Raw genomic sequence first — 16,243 nt, 5'->3', positions numbered from 1 at the left:
CAGCGATGACCACACCTACCCACACCGAAACCACCCCCGTCATCCCCCTCCCCACCACCACCGCCCGCGCCCTCACCACCGCCGGAGCAGCCCTCACCATCCTCTCCACGTTCCTCGCCTGGACCTGGACCACCGAATTCCCCGGCAACCTCACCGTCACCGGCTACCCCGGCGGCCTCCAAATCCTCACCCTCGTCGGAGGCGCCCTCACCCTCGCCTTCACCCTCTCCGCCTGGAAAACCCCCGGCCTCACCTGGCTCACCCCCGCAGGCGGCAACAACGCCACCGCCTACCTCGCCGCCGGAACCCTCGCCACCACCTGGTACACCCTCATCACCATCGCCGACCAACTCGGCGGCCTCGCCAACCTCGAACCCGGCGGCTACACAGCCGCCGCCGCCACCCTCGCCACCCTCCTCGGCGCCCTCGCCCTGCCCATCGACCGACGCACCGCCGCCTCACTCCCCCAACACGGCCGACTCCACACCGGACCCCTCGGCGCCACCCTCCACGGCATCTACCGGACCGTACGCCCCGGCCACACCCCCCGCCCTCTACGCCCCACCCGCCCCCTCCCCGCCTGGGCCGAAATCCTCATCATCGCCGCCTCATTCGGCCTCGCCCTCTACATCACCACCTACGGCATCGACACCGAATACGGCGAACTCTTCACCGGCTTCCTCATCCTCGTCGTCTTCGCCGCCATCGCACTCTTCAAAGCCGGCCTCATCGCCCGACTCACCACCCTCACCAACAAACACCGCAACATCACCACCATCGGCGCATTCACCGCCGCAGCAGCATTCCCCTTCACCCAGAACACCGACCAATACACCCTCATCGCCGTCAACATCCTCATCTTCGCCACCGTCGCCCTCGGCCTCAACGTCGTCGTCGGCCTCGCCGGCCTACTCGACCTCGGCTACGTCGCATTCCTCGGCGTCGGCGCCTACACCGCCGCCCTCGTCTCCGGCTCCACCGCCTCCACCTTCAATATCCACTTCCCCTTCTGGGCCGCCGCCCTCACCGGCACCGCCGCCTCACTCATCTTCGGCGTCATCATCGGCGCCCCCACCCTGCGACTACGCGGCGACTACCTCGCCATCGTCACCCTCGGATTCGGAGAAATCTTCCGCATCACCGTCGGAAACCTCGACGGAAACTCCGGACCATCCGTCACCAACGGACCGAACGGCATCCCCAACATCCCCGACCTCGTCGTCTTCGGCTACTCATTCGACACCCCCCACAACATCGCCGGAATCACCCTCACCCCCTTCGCCAACTACTACCTCCTCATGCTCCTCATCACCATCCTCGTCGTCCTCGTCTTCAGCCGCGCCGGAAACTCCCGCATAGGCCGCGCCTGGATAGCCATCCGCGAAGACGAAACCGCCGCCACCGCCAGCGGAATCAACAGCTTCCGCCTCAAACTCCTCGCCTTCGCCCTCGGCGCCACCCTCGCCGGACTCGCCGGCACCGTCCAAGCCCACGTCACCTCCACCGTCGTCCCCGAGCAATACGTCTTCGCCGGCCCCGTACCCCCCAACTCCGCCTTCCTCCTCGCCGCCGTCATCCTCGGCGGAATGGGCACCATCAGCGGCCCCCTCCTCGGCGCCGCACTCCTCTACCTCATCCCCGCCAAACTCCAATTCCTCCAGGACTACCAACTCCTCGCCTTCGGCATCGCACTCATCCTCCTCATGCGGCTACGCCCCGAAGGAATCATCCCCAACCGCCGCCAGCAGCTCGAATACCACGACACCGGCCAACTCGACACCCCCAACCGCGACCTACCACCCGGCACCGTCGGCGTCACCAAGGCAGAGGCGTGAAAGCCATGACGACCACCACCGACACCCCCGTCCTGACCGCCACCGGCGTCACCATGCGCTTCGGCGGACTCACCGCCGTACGCGCCGTCGACCTCACCGTCCACCCACGCGAAATCGTCGGACTCATCGGCCCCAACGGAGCCGGAAAAACCACCTTCTTCAACTGCCTGACCGGCCTCTACATACCCACCAGCGGAAAAGTCACCTACAAAAACACCACCCTCCCCCCAAAACCCCACCTCGTCGCCAAAGCAGGAATCTCCCGCACCTTCCAGAACATCCGCCTCTTCGCCAACATGACCGTCCTCGAAAACGTCCTCGTCGGCCACCACACCCGAACCAAAGAAGGACTCTTCTCCGCACTGCTCCGCGGCCCCTCCTTCCACCGCGCCGAAGCCGCCTCCACCCAACGAGCCCAAGAACTCCTCGAATTCACCGGCCTCACCCCCAAAGCCGACCACCTCGCCCGCAACCTCCCCTACGGCGAACAACGAAAACTCGAAATCGCCCGCGCCCTCGCCGGCGACCCCGGCCTACTCCTCCTCGACGAACCCACCGCCGGAATGAACCCCCAAGAAACCCGCACCACCCAACAACTCGTCTTCGCCATCCGCGACCAAGGCACCGCAGTCCTCGTCATCGAGCACGACATGCGCTTCATCTTCAACCTCTGCGACCGCGTCGCCGTCCTCGTCCAAGGCGAAAAACTCACCGAAGGCACAACCGACGTCGTACAAGCCGACGAACGCGTCATCGCCGCCTACCTCGGAACCCCCTTCGAAGGCGCCCCCGGAGCCGAAGAACTAGCAGAAGTCGAAGCCGCCGAAGCAGCGACACCCGCACCACCGGAAACCGGCGCCCACACGGAGGAAGAACAGTGACCCCACTCCTCGAAGTGGACGACCTCAAAGTCGCCTACGGCAAAATCCAAGCCGTAAAAGGAATATCCTTCACCGTCGACACAGGCCAAATAGTCACCCTCATCGGCACCAACGGAGCCGGAAAAACCACCACCCTACGCACCATCTCCGGCCTCCTCACCCCCCTCAGCGGCACCATCAACTTCGACGGCCGACCACTCACCGGAACACCCGCCCACCAAATCGTCGCCCGCGGCCTGGCCCACTCCCCCGAAGGCCGCCGCATCTTCCCCCGACTCTCCGTCGCCGAAAACCTTCAACTCGGCGCATTCCTCAGAAAAAACCCCACCGAAATCAACAAGGACACCGAACGCGCCTACGAACTCTTCCCCATACTCGGCGAACGCCGCAAACAAGCGGCCGGCACCCTCTCCGGCGGCGAACAACAAATGCTCGCCATGGGCCGCGCCCTCATGTCCCGCCCCAAACTCCTCATGCTCGACGAGCCATCCATGGGGCTCTCCCCCATCATGATGCAGAAAATCATGGAAACAATCGCAGAACTCAAAGCGACCGGCACCACCATCCTCCTCGTCGAACAGAACGCCCAAGCCGCCCTCTCCTTGGCCGACTACGGCCACGTCATGGAAGTCGGCACCATCGCCCTCTCCGGCACCGGCGACCACCTCCTCCACGACGAATCCGTACGCAAGGCATACCTGGGCGAAGACTGAACACCGGAACCACACCGAACGGGGACAGCCACCACCCACAGCGCGCATCGCGCCCAGCACGTCACAAGGCCAGACCGCACGGGTCCACAGCGACCGCTCGTGCGCGTCCGCTCGGATACCGGTACCGGCCACCTCGACAGCGCCGAGGCCAGCACGCCGAGCAGGACACCCGCCGGATCGGCCGGCGCGGCAGCGGCCAAGCCGGGCGGCAATGCCATCAGCCGGGCATGCCCCAGTCCGACCGGGCGGCCAGTACGGACCAGGCACGCCGCCATCATCCTCAGCGAGGACTGCGGCCAAACGGCAACGGAGCCCAAACGCGAGCTCGATCGCCTGCTACCTGCTCGCCGCCAGACCTCACCCGCGGCCGGCGTGCGATCGCGGCGGCATCGCCGAGATCATGACCGCCGCTCCGGCCGGGCAACCAGAGTCAGCCGCATGCGTGGCCCTGCCGGCGGCGACGGAACGGAGGCCCTACTCCCCCTTGGACGCCTTCTTCTCCTCGGCATCCTCGATCACGGCCTCAGCCACCTGCTGCATCGAGAGCCTGCGATCCATCGACGTCTTCTGAATCCACCGGAACGCCGCCGGCTCCGTCAGCCCGTACTGCGTCTGCAGCACGCTCTTCGCCCGGTCCACCAGCTTGCGCGTCTCCAGCCGTTGCGAAAGGTCCGCGACCTCCCGCTCCAGCGCCCGCAGCTCCGTGAACCGCGAAACTGCCATCTCGATGGCCGGCACCACGTCGCTCTTGCTGAACGGCTTCACCAGATACGCCATCGCCCCGGCGTCCCGCGCCCGCTCCACCAGCTCGCGCTGCGAGAAGGCCGTGAGCATCAGTACGGGCGCGATGGACTCCGCGGCGATCCGCTCCGCGGCCGAGATCCCATCGAGTACAGGCATCTTCACATCGAGGATGACGAGATCGGGCTTGTGCTCCCGGGCCAGGTCGACGGCGGTCTCGCCATCGCCGGCTTCGCCGACGACGCTGTAGCCCTCTTCCTCAAGCATCTCTTTGAGATCGAGCCGGATCAGGGCCTCGTCCTCCGCGATGACGACGCGGGTCGTCAGCGGGGGGACGTGCGACTGCTCGTCGTCGGCGTGCGGCTGGGGCTCGGCGGCGGTCACGGGACTCCTCGTTCCAGACAGGGCGGTGCCCCATGAGCCTACCTAGCTCCTGTATGTTTGATGCAACGCGGTTCTCCGCTAACCTCTGTTTCACAGGAAGCCTCGGTAGTCCAGCGGCAGAGACACGGTGCTCAAACCACCGACAGCGTGGGTTCGAATCCCACCCGAGGCACTTTCCCTTTAATTCCAAGGTTCATAGCCTGCTAGTGATCTTCACTCGCCACGGTGAACAGATAGGCGATTAGCCCCCGCCCACAAAGGCGCCGGCCAAGCTCGTCCTCATGTACGACATCGATACGCGCAGGCGTGCACTCGCACTCGTCAGCCAAGGTCGAAGCCTCAACTCCGTCAGCCGAGAGACCGGAATATCCCGGTCTGTGCTCCGCAGCTGGCATACGCGAGTCGAGCCCCTCCCCCGAGCGAGGCGAGCCGACTGCCCACGCTGCGACGGCCTCCCCCTCGACGAAGCCGCATACGCCTACCTACTCGGCCTCTATCTCGGGGACGGCTGCATCAGCCGGCAACCGCGCGGCGGTCACCAACTGCGCATCGCCTGCGCTGACGCATGGCCGGGCCTCATTGACGCCTGTCACAGCGCGATCCTGGCCGTACGGCCTGCCCTACGGGCGTACTCGCTCCAGCGGAAAGGGTGCGTGACCGTGACCAGCTACGGCCAACATTGGCCCTGCCTGTTCCCACAACACGGCCCCGGCAAGAAGCACGACCGCCTCATAGCCCTCGAACCATGGCAGCAGCAGATCGTGGACGCCCGCCCCTGGGAGTTCTTGCGCGGTCTCATCCACTCCGACGGATGCCGCATTACCAACTGGACCACCCGCCTCGTAGGCGGCGAGCGCAAGCGCTATGAATATCCGCGCTACTTCTTCACCAACAGGTCCGAGGACGTCCTCAAGCTCTGCACCGATACCTTCGACAAGGTCGGCGTCGAATGGAAGATGACGCAACGCGGGAGCGGACCGGCCAATGTCTCCGTCGCCCGCCGCGCCTCCGTGGCCCTCATGGATCAGTACATCGGGCCGAAGTACTGACATGAAGCGTCGGCCTCAAGCACTGGCCTACTTCTTCGGCGAATCGTCCTCGCCGATGTGGTGCACCCGCACCAGGTTGGTCGAGCCGGGGACTCCCGGCGGGGAGCCCGCGGTGATGATGACCACGTCCCCCTTCTGGCAGCGGCCGATGCGCAGGAGGTGTTCGTCGACCTGCTGGACCATCTGGTCGGTGTTCTCGGCTCGGGGGCCCAGGAAGGTCTCGACTCCCCAGGTCAGGTTGAGCTGGGAGCGGGTGGCGGGTTCCGGGGTGAAGGCGAGGAGGGGGATCGGGGAGCGGTAGCGGGAGAGGCGGCGGACGGTGTCGCCGCTCTGGGTGCAGGCTACGAGGTATTTGGCGCCCAGGAAGTCGCCGATTTCGGCTGCGGCGCGGGCGACGGCGCCGCCTTGGGTGCGGGGTTTGCTGCGTTCGGTGAGTGGGGGGAGTCCTTTGAGGAGGACGTCTTCTTCGGCCGCTTCGACGATGCGGCTCATGGTTTTGACGGTTTCGACGGGGTATTTGCCGACGCTGGTTTCGCCGGAGAGCATGACGGCGTCGGTGCCGTCGATGACGGCGTTGGCGACGTCGGAGGCTTCGGCGCGGGTGGGGCGGGATGAGTCGATCATGGAGTCGAGCATCTGGGTGGCGACGATGACCGGCTTGGCGTTGCGTTTGGTGAGTTTGATGGCGCGTTTTTGGACGATGGGTACGGATTCGAGTGGCATTTCGACGCCGAGGTCGCCGCGGGCGACCATGATGCTGTCGAAGGCGTCGACGATGCCTTCGAGGTTGTCGACTGCCTGTGGTTTTTCGATTTTCGCCATGACGGGGAGGCGGCGGCCTTCTTCGTCCATGATGCGGTGGACGTCGAGGATGTCGTCGGCGCTGCGGACGAAGGAGAGGGCGATCATGTCGGCGCCGGCGTGGAGTGCCCAGCGGAGGTCTTCTATGTCTTTTTCGGAGAGGGCGGGGACGGAGACGGCGACGCCGGGGAGGTTGAGTCCCTTGTGGTCGGAGACCATGCCGCCTTCGATGACGATGGTTTTGACGTCGGGGCCGTCGACTTCGATGACTTCGAGGGTGACGCGGCCGTCGTCGACGAGGATGCGTTCGCCGCGGGTGACGTCGGCGGCGAGTCCTTCGTAGGTGGTGCCGCAGCGGTGGCGGTCGCCTTCGGTGGGTTCGACGGTGATGGTGAACTCGTCGCCGCGTTCAAGGAGTACAGGTCCTTCGCGGAAACGACCGAGGCGAATCTTCGGGCCTTGAAGGTCGGCGAGGATGCCGACGTTGCGGCCGGTTTCTTCTGAGGCTTTACGCACCCGGTGGTACCGCGCTTCGTGGTCGGCGTAGGTGCCGTGGCTGAGGTTGAAGCGGGCGATGTCCATTCCAGCCTCGACGAGTGCCTTGATCTGCTCGTACGAGTCGGTGGCGGGTCCCAGGGTGCAGACGATTTTCGCTCGGCGCATGCTTCGACTCTATGACGTACTGATGGGTAGGGAATCCGCCGGTTGCGGCCGGCCAACGGCCTTTGGGTGAAGGCTTGTTGACAAGTAGTGAAACGTGCGCGGGGGCGCTCTGATGAGCGGTCTGCGGGTGGTGTCAGAGGGTTGGGCGGGTCATGGTGAAGCGTGCGTTGACCTGGGCGTGGACGTATTGGCGTTGGGGTTCGAGGTCGAGGGTGGGTTCGGGGTGTGCGGATCCGCCGTATCCGGCGGAGCGGTTGGTGCCGGGGGCTCCGTAGGCCATGGGTGCGGGGGGTGTGGGGTCGTCGGCTCCGATGTCGGCGAGTTCGGTGATGGCGGCGAGTTGAGCGCCGAGTGCGTCGGCGTATTCGCGTGCGCGTTGGAGGGCTTCGTGGACGGCTTGGCGGCGGGCGTCGCGGTGGGCTGGTGAGTCGGGGCGCAGGCTCCACCAGGGGCCGTCGACGCGGGTGAGTTCGAGGGTGGTGAGTTGGGTGGTGAGTTCGCCGAGGGTGGTGAAGTCGCTGATGGTGGCGGTGGTGTGGACGTGGCCGTGGTAGGCGTGGATGCGTTCGTGGCGGCCTTTTTCGGTGAGTTGGGGGGTGATGGTGAAGCTGCCGGTTTCGAGTTTTTCGATGGCTTGGCCGTAGTTCTTGAGCAGGTTGAGTACGTGGGTGTTGCGGCGAGTGAGGTCTTCGAGGGTGGTGTGGCGTTCGGTGCCGCGGGCGTTGACGGTGATGTCAAGGCGGGCGGTTTCGGGGTCGACTTCGAGGTGGGCTTCGCCGCGGACGGCGAGGCGGGGGGTTTCGGGGGTTCCGTGGGGGAGGTGTTGGGTCATGGCTTCAGCCTCTCAGGTGTGGGGGCTGTGTGCCGGGGAGTGTGGTGGTCGGGGTTGGGCCTGTAGGTGGTTGGCGGGTTGTTTTCCGGTGGTGGGGGTTCGGGGTTGTTGTGGTGGGAGGCCGAAGGTGGTGAAGGCGGTGCGGTGTGGTTGGGGGTAGGGGGTGGTGTCGGTGAGGTTGTTGAGGATGGTGGCGCTGCGCCAGGCGGCGAGGCCGAGGTCGGGGGCGCCTGGGCCGTGGGTGTGGCGTTCGGCGTTCTGTACGTAGATGGAGCCTTTGACGCTGGGGTCGAGGGTGAGGCGGTGGTGTTCGTCGATGCGGGGGCGGCCTGTGGTGTCGCGGTGTAGGTAGGGGTCGAGGGGGGCGAGGAGGGTGTCGGTGGGGCGTTCGCGGTAGCCGGTGGCGAGGATGACGGCGTCGGTGGTGAGGCTGGTGCGGGTGCCTTGTTGGGCGTGGTCGAGGTGGAGTTCGATGCGGGTGGTGCCGGCGCGGCCGGCGGTGCGGACGGTGACTCCGGGGGTGAGGACGGTGTCGGGCCAGCCGCCGTGGAGGGTGCGTCGGTAGAGCTCGTCGTGGATGGCGGCGAGGGTTTGGGTGTCGATTCCTTTGTAGAGCTGCCATTGCTGTGGGAGGAGTCTGTCGCGTACGGGTTCGGGGAGTGCGTGGAAGTAGTGGGTGTAGTCGGGGGTGAATTGTTCGAGGCCGAGTTTGCTGTATTCCATGGGGGCGAATGCGGGGGTGCGGGTGAGCCAGTGGATTTTTTCTTTTCCGGGTGGGCGGTGCTGGAGGAGGTCGAGGAAGATTTCGGCTCCTGATTGGCCGGAGCCGATGACGGTGATGTGTTCGGCGGTGAGGATTTTCCGGCGGTGGTCGAGGTAGTGGGCGGAGTGGATGACGGGGGTGGTGGGGGCTGTGGCGAGGGGGCGTAGGGGGGTGGGGATGTGGGGGGCGGTGCCGATGCCGAGGGCGAGGTTGCGGGTGTAGGCGCGGCCGAGTGCTTCGGCTTCGCCGTGGGTGTCGAGTTGGGTGTAGTCGATTTCGAAGTGGGTGTGTTCGGGGTTCCAGCGGATGGTGTCGATTTGGTGGTTGAAGTGGAGTCCGGTGAGGTTTTCGCTGACCCAGCGGCAGTAGGCGTCGTATTCGGTGCGGTGGATGTGGAATTTTTCGGAGAAGTAGAAGGGGTAGAGGCGTTGGTGGGTTTTTAGGTAGTTGAGGAAGGTGAAGGGGCTGGTGGGGTCGGTGAGGGTGACGAGGTCGGCGAGGAAGGGGACTTGGAGGGTGGTGTTGTCGATGAGGAGGCCGGGGTGCCAGGTGAAGGTGGGGCGTTGGTCGTAGAAGGCGGTGTGGAGGTGGGTGAGGGGGTGGGCGAGGGCGGCCAGGGAGAGGTTGAAGGGGCCGATGCCGATGCCTGCGAGGTCCAGGGGGCGGGTGGGTGTCGAGGGTCGGTCAGGGGGTGGGGTGGTGGTCATCGGCGGGGGTGCCTTCCGGGGGTGGTGCGATGAGCTGGAGGAGTGCGTGGAGGTCGGCGGGTTGGGTGTGGGGGTTGAGGAGGGTGGCTTTGAGCCAGAGGCCGGTGGGGGTGGTGGCGCGGCCGAGGACGGCGCGGCCTTGGTGGAGGAGGCGGCGTCGGGTGTCGGCGATGGTGTGGGCGGTGGCGTTGGTGGGGCGGAAGAGGACGGTGCTGAGGGTGGGGCGGGAGTGGAGTTCGAGGGTGGGGTGGGCGTCGATGAGGTCGGCGAGGTGTTGGGCGGTGGTGCAGACGGTTTCGATGAGGTGGGCGAGGCCGTGGCGGCCGAGTGCGCGGAGGGTGACGGCGATTTTGAGGGTGTCGGGGCGTCGGGTGGTGCGGAGGGAGCGGCCGAGGAGGTCGGGGAGGCCGGCTTCGGTGTCGTCGTCGGCGTTGAGGTAGTCGGCGCGGTGGTCGAGGGGGCGGAGGGCGGTGGTGTCGGGGACCAGGAGGAGCCCTGCGGCGATGGGCTGCCAGCCGAGTTTGTGGAGGTCGAGGGTGATGGTGTGGGCGCGGTCGAGTCCGTTGAGGAGGGGGCGGAGTCGGTGGCTGAAGAGGAGTGGTCCGCCGTAGGCGGCGTCTACGTGGAGGGTGGCTCGGTGGGTGTGGCAGAGGGTGGCGATGTGTGGGAGGGGGTCGATTTGGCCGGTGTCGGTGGTGCCGGCGGTGGCGGCGACGAGGAGGGGGCCGGGGTGGTGGGTGCGTGTGGTGGTGAGGGTTTCGTTGAGTTGGGTGGGGTTGATGGTGCCGGTGGGGGTGGGGATGGTGATGGGGGCGGGGAGGCCGAGGAGCCAGGCGGCGCGGTGGATGCTGTGGTGGGCGTTGGCGCCGCAGATGATGCGGAGGGGCTGGGGGTGGGGTGTTTCGCGGGCGAGGAGGAGGGCGAGTTGGTTGGCTTCGGTGCCGCCGGTGGTGATGAGGGCGTCGGGTGCGGGGTGGTCGGGGTAGGCGAGGGCGGCGAGGGCTCGGGTGGTGCGGGCTTCGAGTTGGGAGGCGGCGGGGGCTTGGTCCCAGGAGTCCATTGAGGGGTTGAGGGCGCTGGCGGCGAGGTCGGCGGCGGTGGCGAGGGCGAGTGGGGGGCAGTGGAGGTGGGCGGCGCAGTGGGGGTGTGCGGGGTCGGCGGTGCCTGCGGTGAGGGTGTGGACGAGGGTGTGGAGGGCTTCGTGGGCTCCGGTGCCGGTTTCGGGGATGACGGGGTCGGTGGCGGCTCGTACGCGGTGGTTGACGGTGTCGGGGCCGCCGGCGGGCAGGGGGCCGTCGCGGGTGGTGGCGCCGTGGGTGAGTGCGTCGAGGACGGTGGCGAGGAGGGGGCGTAAGGCGTCGGGTCCGTGGGTGCCGCCGGCGAGGGCGTGGGTGGGGTCGGGGGCGGGGGCAGGCATGGGGGTGCCTCTTCGGGGGTGTGGGGGGGGCTGCCCGTGGGGTGGTGGGGTGGGCGATAGCCGCATCAAGTTACTGGGTTCGTGCGATTTTCGGTTGTGATCCGGTCATGGTTCGCCCAATGGTGGTACTGCCGTGCGGTGTGGGGCGGTTGAGTCTGCTAATGGGGGGTCGCGCATGGGTGGGGGTGTTTCGACTAATCTTCACGTCATGGACATTGCTATGGACATTGGTCCGCTCAAGCCGGAGCCCGTGCCGCTCGTCTTGGGGCTGGTTCTCTTCTTCTTGCTGTTCGCGGTGATGGCGAAGGTGTTGCTGCCGCGGATCGCGAGGGTGCTCGTGGAGCGGGAGGAGGCCACCGAGGGCCGGATCGAGGTGGCGGAGGCGACGCGTGCGGAGGCCGCGCGTGTCCATGCGGAGTACGAGGCGCTGTTGGCGGAGGCGCGTCATGAGGCGGCTCGGTTGCGGCAGGACTCCGCTGAGCAGGGGACGGCGCTGATCGCGGAGTTGCGGGCCGAGGGGCAGCGGCAGCGTGAGGAGATCGTCGCGGCGGGTCATGCGGTGATCGATGCGGAGCGTGCGGTGGCCGAGGCGGAGCTGCGGGAGCAGGTCGGGTCGCTGGCTACGGAGTTGGCGGGTCGGATCGTGGGCGAGCCGGTGGAGGGCTTCGCGCGGGAGAGCGGTGTGGTGGAGCGTTTCGTGGCGGAGTTGCGTACGGCGCGGCCGTCGGATGCCGCGGGTGGGTCGCGTGATTGAGTGTGGTCGCCGCTGAGGGCGGCGTCGGTATGGCGGGCTCCCGCACCCTTCGGGGTGGCGGGGGCCCTTTCGTATGTGGTGGCTGTGGCGGGTGTGGTGGCTGTGGCGGGGGTCGCTGGGGTCAGTGGGTGGTGTCGCGGATGTTCAGTGCGCGCTTGAGGTCGTCGAGTTGGTCGGCGAGCTTGCGGCGCAGGGTGGGGGTGGGGCCGGTGGTGCGGAGGCATTCTTCGCCGAGGCGGAGGTTTTCGCCGGTGACGAGCGGGTGGGGGAAGGCGTGGGTGCCGGCGGAGGCGGCGAGGGCGGTGCCGCGGCGGGTGGCGAGGGCGGTGGCGGCCGGGTAGTAGCGGTCGAGGTAGGGGTGTACGAGGTCGAGTTGTTCGGATTGCCAGAAGCCTTGGGCGGTGGCGTTGAAGAGGTAGTTGGAGAGGTCGTCGGTTTCGAAGAGGGCGTGCCAGGCGGTTGCTTTGGCGGTGGGGTCGGGGAGGGCGGCGTGGCAGCGGGCGGCGCCTTCGCGGCCGGTGGCGCTGGGATCGCGGGTGAGTTCGGCGTCGATGTCGGTGGGGGTGGTGGCGCCGAGGGTGGCGAGTCGGGTGAGGATGCGCCAGCGGAGTTCGGGGTCGAGGTGGGGGCCGCCGGGGACGGTGTCTGTTTGGAGCCAGTCGTGGAGAGTGCCGGGGGTGGTGGCGCTGTCGATGTAGGTGCGTACGGCGGTGAGGCGGATGCCGTGGCCGTCGTTCTCGGTGCGGGTGAGGAGGTCGCGGCAGAGTTCGGTGAGGGTGGTGAGGGCGACGGGGCGGGCTTCGGGGGTGACGTAGTGGTCGGCGATGTGGGTGCGGGCGAAGGTGAGGACGGCGTGGGTGATGGGGGTGTTGGTTTCGTGGGGCAGGTGGGCGCGGGCGGCGTCGAGGTAGGCGGCGGGGGCGAGGGCTCCGTCGCGGACCATGTCGCGGGCGGCGTTCCAGACGGTGGCGCGGGTGAGGGGGTCGGGGAGGCCGGAGAGGGTGTGGAGGGCGGTGTCCCAGGAGTGGGGGTCGAGGCGGATTTTGGTGTAGGTGAGGTCGTTGTCGTTGAGGAGGATGAGGGCGGGGCGTTGGCCGGGGTGGGTGTGGGTGTGGGTGCCGCCGCCTGCGGGGAGGTCGGTTTCGGTGCGTTCGCGGAGGGTGAGGCGGTGGGGGTCGGTGGGTGACTGGTCGTAGAGGCCGATGGCGATGTGGTGGGGGCGGGTGCCGTGGTGGTGGATGGTCAGTTGCCAGGTGTCGTTTTCGGGGTGGTCGGCGGGGTCGGTGATTTCGGGGGTGAGGGTGTCGACTCCGGTGGTGCGGAGCCAGTTTTCGGCCCAGGTGTGGACGTCGCGGTCGCAGGTGTGGGCGAGGGAGTCGATGAAGTCGTCGAGGGTGGCGTTGGCGAAGCGGTGGCGGGCGAAGTGTTCGTTGATTCCGGCGAGGAAGTTCTTCTCGCCGAGCCAGGCGACGAGTTGGCGTAGGGCGCCGGCGCCTTTGGCGTAGGAGATGCCGTCGAAGTTGAGTTCGGCGGCGGCGGTGTCGAGGACGTCGTGGGGTTCGGGGGCGACGGGGTGGGTGGAGGGGCGCTGGTCGGCGTCGTAGCCCCAGCTTTTGCGGGCGATGGCGAAGTCGGCCCAGGTGTCGGTGTACTGGGTGGCTTCGGTGAGGGTCTGGTAGCCCATGTATTCGGCGAAGGATTCGTTGAGCCAGATGTCGTCCCACCATTGGAGGGTGACGAGGTCGCCGAACCACATGTGGGCCATTTCGTGGGCGATGACCATGGCGCGGGTCTGACGTTCGGCGTCGGTGACGGCCGAGCGGTAGATGAATTCGTCGCGGAAGGTGACGAGTCCGGGGTTTTCCACGGCGCCGGAGTTGAATTCGGGGACGAATGCCTGGTCGTAGGAGTCGAAGGGGTAGGGTTCGTCGAATTTCTGGTGGTAGCGATCGAAGCAGCGGGTGGTGAGGTCGAGGATCTCCTCGGCGTCGGTGTCGAGGTGGGGGGCGAGGGACTGGCGTACGTGGAGGCCGAAGGGGATGCCGCGGTGTTCGGTGCGTACGGAGTGCCAGGGGCCTGCGGCGATGGCCATGAGGTAGGTGCTGATGGGCGGGGTGGGGGCGATCTCCCAGTGTCCTTCGGCGGGGTCTCCGGTGCGGGTGGCGATGCCGTTGCCGAGGACGGTCCATTCGGGGGGTGCGGTGACGGTGATGTGGAAGACGGCTTTGAGGTCGGGTTGGTCGAAGGCGGCGAAGACGTTGGGGGCGTCGGCGAGGCAGCACTGGGTGTAGAGGTAGGTGGCCTGGTCGAGGGGGTCGGTGAAGCGGTGCATGCCTTCGCCGGTGTGGGAGTAGCGCGGGGCCGCTTCGACGCGTAGTACGTGCTCGCCTCGGGTGAGGGCGGTGAGGGGGTATCTGCCGTCGGAGGCGGCGGCCGGGTCGAGGTCGGTGCCGTCGAGGGTGATGCGGCGCAGCGCGTGGGCCGGGAGTTCGATGAAGGTGTCCGCGCCGGGTTCGCGTGCGTCGAAGCGGATGGTGGTGGTGGAACCGAAGTGTTCCTCGCCGCGGGTGAGGTCGAGGTGGATGGTGTAGCGGTGGACGTCGAGGAGGCGGGCTCGGGTCTGCGCTTCGTCGCGCGTGAGTACGGGCATGGCCTCATGGTGCCGCAGTCGGTGATGGGCGGGCATGGCGGTTTGGGGCAAGCTGTGGGCGTCGTCGTGTCCGTACTGTCGTCTGGAGTCGGCTGTGTCTTTCGCTGCTGTCCGTGATCGTGCTCGTGGTCTTGTGGATGCCCGGATCGGGGAGTTCTCGGGGCGGTTGGTGGAGCTCGGGAGGGCTCTGCACGCGGAGCCCGAGTTGTCGTTCGAGGAGCGTGCTTCGGCGGCTCGGCTCGCGGATCTGCTGGATGGGGCCGGGTTCGCGGTGGAGCGGGGGGCGTACGGGTTGGAGACCGCGGTGGTCGCCTCATACGGGAGCGGCGATCTGACGGTGGGGGTGTGCGCGGAGTACGACGCGCTGCCGGGGATCGGGCATGCCTGCGGGCACAACGTGATCTGTGCGGCGGGTGCGGGTGCGGCGATCGGGTTGGCGGCCGCCGCCGAGGTGTTGGGGATTCGGGTGGTGCTGTTGGGGACGCCGGCGGAGGAGGCGGGTGGCGGGAAGGTGCTGATGCTGGAGCGCGGGGCGTTCGACGGGGTGACGGTGGCGATGATGGCGCATCCGGCGCGCCATGACGATGTGGATCCGCGGTCCTCGACGACGTCGGTGTCCCGTTTCGAGGTGACGTTCACGGGCCGGTCGGCGCATGCGGCGCTGGCTCCGGAGGCGGGGGTGAACGCGGGGGACGCGGCGGTGGTGGCGCAGGTTGCCGTGGGGCAGTTGCGGCAGCAGTTGCCGGACGGTTTTCGGGTGGCGGGGGTGGTGCGGGACGGCGGCGAGCGGTCGAACATCATTCCCGAGCGCACGGTCCTGGAGTGGGAGGTGCGGACGCCGACGGCGGAGGAGCTGGACCCGCTGAAGGAGCGGGTGCAGGCGTGTTTCCGGGGTGCGGCGATCGCGACGGGGTGTTCGGTGTCGTTCCGTCCGACGCAGCCGGACTATCTGGATCTGCGGAACGATCCGTGGCTGATGGACGCGTACGCGGAGGGGTTGCGGGCGACGGGCCGCACGGTGGGCGCGCCGCCGGTGGTGCCGGTGCGGCTGGGCGCGTCGACGGACATGGGCAATGTGACGCATGCGCTGCCGGCGATCCATCCGAGCATCGGCATTCTGGGCGCGGAGGGTTCGCCGCATACGCGGGAGTTCACGCGGTGCACGGTGGGCGCGGCGGCGGACGACGCGGTGCTGACGGCGGCGCGGGCGATGGCCTGGACCGGGGTGGCGGTGGCGGCCGACGCGGAGCGCCGCGCGCACTATCTGTCCGTGCGGGGGTGACGCCGGGGCGGGGCCGTCCGTCTGTCCGTCCGTGCGGGGGTGACGCCGGGACGGGGCCGTCCGTGCGTACGGGGTGGCGCCGGGACGGGGGCCGTGAGACGCCGGGACGGGGCCCGTCCGCGCGTACGGGGGTGGCGTGCGTACAGGGGTGGCGTCGGTCCGTGCGGGGGTGATGTCGGTACGGGGAGGGTGGTCCGTACCGGGTGGCGGCGTCCGTACGGGGCGGGTGGTCCGTACCGGTGCGGCGCTCGTACGGGCGGGTGGTCCGTACGGGCGTGGGGCCGGGCGGCGCCGGGGCGGCCGGGGTCCGTCAGGAGCGGGCGATCGTCTCGTGGTGGCGGATCACTTCGGCGATGATGAAGTTGAGGAACTTCTCCGCGAAGGCGGGGTCGAGTTTGGCGTTCTCGGCGAGTTCGCGCAGGCGGGCGATCTGGCGGGCTTCGCGGGCGGGGTCGGCGGGCGGCAGCTTGTGCGCGGCTTTGAGGTGGCCGACCTGCTGGGTGCATTTGAAGCGTTCGGCGAGCATGTGGATCACGGCTGCGTCGATGTTGTCGATGCTGTCGCGGAGCCGGCCGAGTTCCGCGCGCACGGTCTCATCGCTGTCGCCGGTGGTGTCCATGGCGGTGTCTGGAGCGGTGTCGCTGTGGCTGTTCGTCATGGGCCCCGACCCTATGCGGCGGCGCTCCCAGGGGGCGGTGCGGGGGCCGATGAGCGGTGTCGCGCCCCTCAGCTGCGCGCCCCTCGGTAACGCGGCCCGCGGCAGCGCGCCTC

At 68.0% G+C, this 16,243-nt stretch carries 13 protein-coding genes and 1 tRNA gene; 7 read left to right on the top strand and 7 right to left on the bottom strand.

The features are described from left to right. Nucleotides 1-5: 5 nt before the first annotated feature. The 3 genes from AC07AB_RS16575 to AC07AB_RS16565 are packed head-to-tail and all read left to right on the top strand — an operon-like array spanning nt 6 to nt 3,429. Nucleotides 6-1,835 (top strand): branched-chain amino acid ABC transporter permease, encoded by a 1,830-nt coding sequence (locus AC07AB_RS16575; RefSeq protein WP_478566599.1) that lies wholly within the window; start codon nt 6-8, stop codon nt 1,833-1,835. A gap of 5 nt (nt 1,836-1,840) precedes the next feature. Then, nucleotides 1,841-2,716 (top strand): ABC transporter ATP-binding protein, encoded by an 876-nt coding sequence (locus tag AC07AB_RS16570; protein ID WP_478566596.1) that lies wholly within the window; start codon nt 1,841-1,843, stop codon nt 2,714-2,716. After that, nucleotides 2,713-3,429: an ABC transporter ATP-binding protein gene (locus AC07AB_RS16565; RefSeq protein WP_478566593.1), complete on the top strand. Its 717-nt coding sequence runs from the start codon at nt 2,713-2,715 to the stop codon at nt 3,427-3,429. The genes AC07AB_RS16570 and AC07AB_RS16565 overlap by 4 nt, the downstream gene beginning before the upstream one ends. A gap of 474 nt (nt 3,430-3,903) precedes the next feature. Here the strand turns inward: AC07AB_RS16565 and AC07AB_RS16560 are convergent, their stop codons facing one another. Next, nucleotides 3,904-4,554 carry an ANTAR domain-containing response regulator gene (locus AC07AB_RS16560; RefSeq protein WP_478566590.1) on the bottom strand — a complete coding sequence of 217 codons (651 nt, stop codon included), beginning with the start codon at nt 4,552-4,554 and terminating at the stop codon, nt 3,904-3,906. Between the two features lie 99 nt (nt 4,555-4,653). Between AC07AB_RS16560 and AC07AB_RS16555 the strand changes: the two genes are divergently transcribed. Together AC07AB_RS16555 and AC07AB_RS16550 are read left to right on the top strand one after the other, a co-directional pair. Next, nucleotides 4,654-4,726, top strand: a tRNA-Leu gene (locus tag AC07AB_RS16555). 109 nt (nt 4,727-4,835) lie between these two features. Next, nucleotides 4,836-5,603 carry a transcriptional regulator gene (locus AC07AB_RS16550; RefSeq protein WP_478566587.1) on the top strand — a complete coding sequence of 256 codons (768 nt, stop codon included), beginning with the start codon at nt 4,836-4,838 and terminating at the stop codon, nt 5,601-5,603. 27 nt (nt 5,604-5,630) lie between these two features. On the opposite strand, the gene pyk is transcribed toward AC07AB_RS16550, so the two are convergent. The 4 genes from pyk to AC07AB_RS16530 form a co-directional block, all read right to left on the bottom strand. After that, the gene (pyk, locus tag AC07AB_RS16545) at nt 5,631-7,067 is read right to left on the bottom strand and encodes a pyruvate kinase (RefSeq protein ID WP_478566584.1); all 1,437 of its coding nucleotides are present in this window, start codon (nt 7,065-7,067) and stop codon (nt 5,631-5,633) included. 133 nt (nt 7,068-7,200) lie between these two features. Further along, nucleotides 7,201-7,899 (bottom strand): SIMPL domain-containing protein, encoded by a 699-nt coding sequence (locus AC07AB_RS16540; protein ID WP_478566581.1) that lies wholly within the window; start codon nt 7,897-7,899, stop codon nt 7,201-7,203. Between the two features lie 12 nt (nt 7,900-7,911). Continuing rightward, nucleotides 7,912-9,369, bottom strand: a complete 1,458-nt coding sequence (locus tag AC07AB_RS16535; protein ID WP_478566578.1) for a lysine N(6)-hydroxylase/L-ornithine N(5)-oxygenase family protein — start codon at nt 9,367-9,369, stop codon at nt 7,912-7,914. After that, nucleotides 9,347-10,786 carry a pyridoxal phosphate-dependent decarboxylase family protein gene (locus AC07AB_RS16530; RefSeq protein ID WP_478566575.1) on the bottom strand — a complete coding sequence of 480 codons (1,440 nt, stop codon included), beginning with the start codon at nt 10,784-10,786 and terminating at the stop codon, nt 9,347-9,349. The genes AC07AB_RS16535 and AC07AB_RS16530 overlap by 23 nt, the downstream gene beginning before the upstream one ends. Before the next feature lie 208 nt (nt 10,787-10,994). On the opposite strand from AC07AB_RS16530, the gene atpF reads away from it, so the two are divergent. Further along, nucleotides 10,995-11,540: a F0F1 ATP synthase subunit B gene (gene atpF / locus AC07AB_RS16525; protein WP_478566572.1), complete on the top strand. Its 546-nt coding sequence runs from the start codon at nt 10,995-10,997 to the stop codon at nt 11,538-11,540. A 121-nt stretch (nt 11,541-11,661) separates the two neighbouring features. Here atpF and pepN read toward each other — a convergent pair whose 3' ends face one another. Further along, nucleotides 11,662-14,190, bottom strand: coding sequence for an aminopeptidase N (pepN, locus tag AC07AB_RS16520; RefSeq protein WP_478566569.1), 2,529 nt, complete (start codon nt 14,188-14,190; stop codon nt 11,662-11,664). A 133-nt stretch (nt 14,191-14,323) separates the two neighbouring features. Between pepN and AC07AB_RS16515 the strand changes: the two genes are divergently transcribed. Then, nucleotides 14,324-15,472 (top strand): M20 family metallopeptidase, encoded by a 1,149-nt coding sequence (locus AC07AB_RS16515; protein WP_478566566.1) that lies wholly within the window; start codon nt 14,324-14,326, stop codon nt 15,470-15,472. A 310-nt stretch (nt 15,473-15,782) separates the two neighbouring features. Here the strand turns inward: AC07AB_RS16515 and AC07AB_RS16510 are convergent, their stop codons facing one another. Further along, entirely contained in the window at nt 15,783-16,130 is a 348-nt protein-coding gene (locus tag AC07AB_RS16510; protein WP_478566563.1) for a chorismate mutase, read from the bottom strand. Between the last annotated feature and the right edge of the window lie 113 nt (nt 16,131-16,243).

Source organism: Streptomyces sp. NPDC044033, from assembly GCF_056434425.1.
This window is presented reverse-complemented; position numbering and strand designations above follow the sequence as displayed.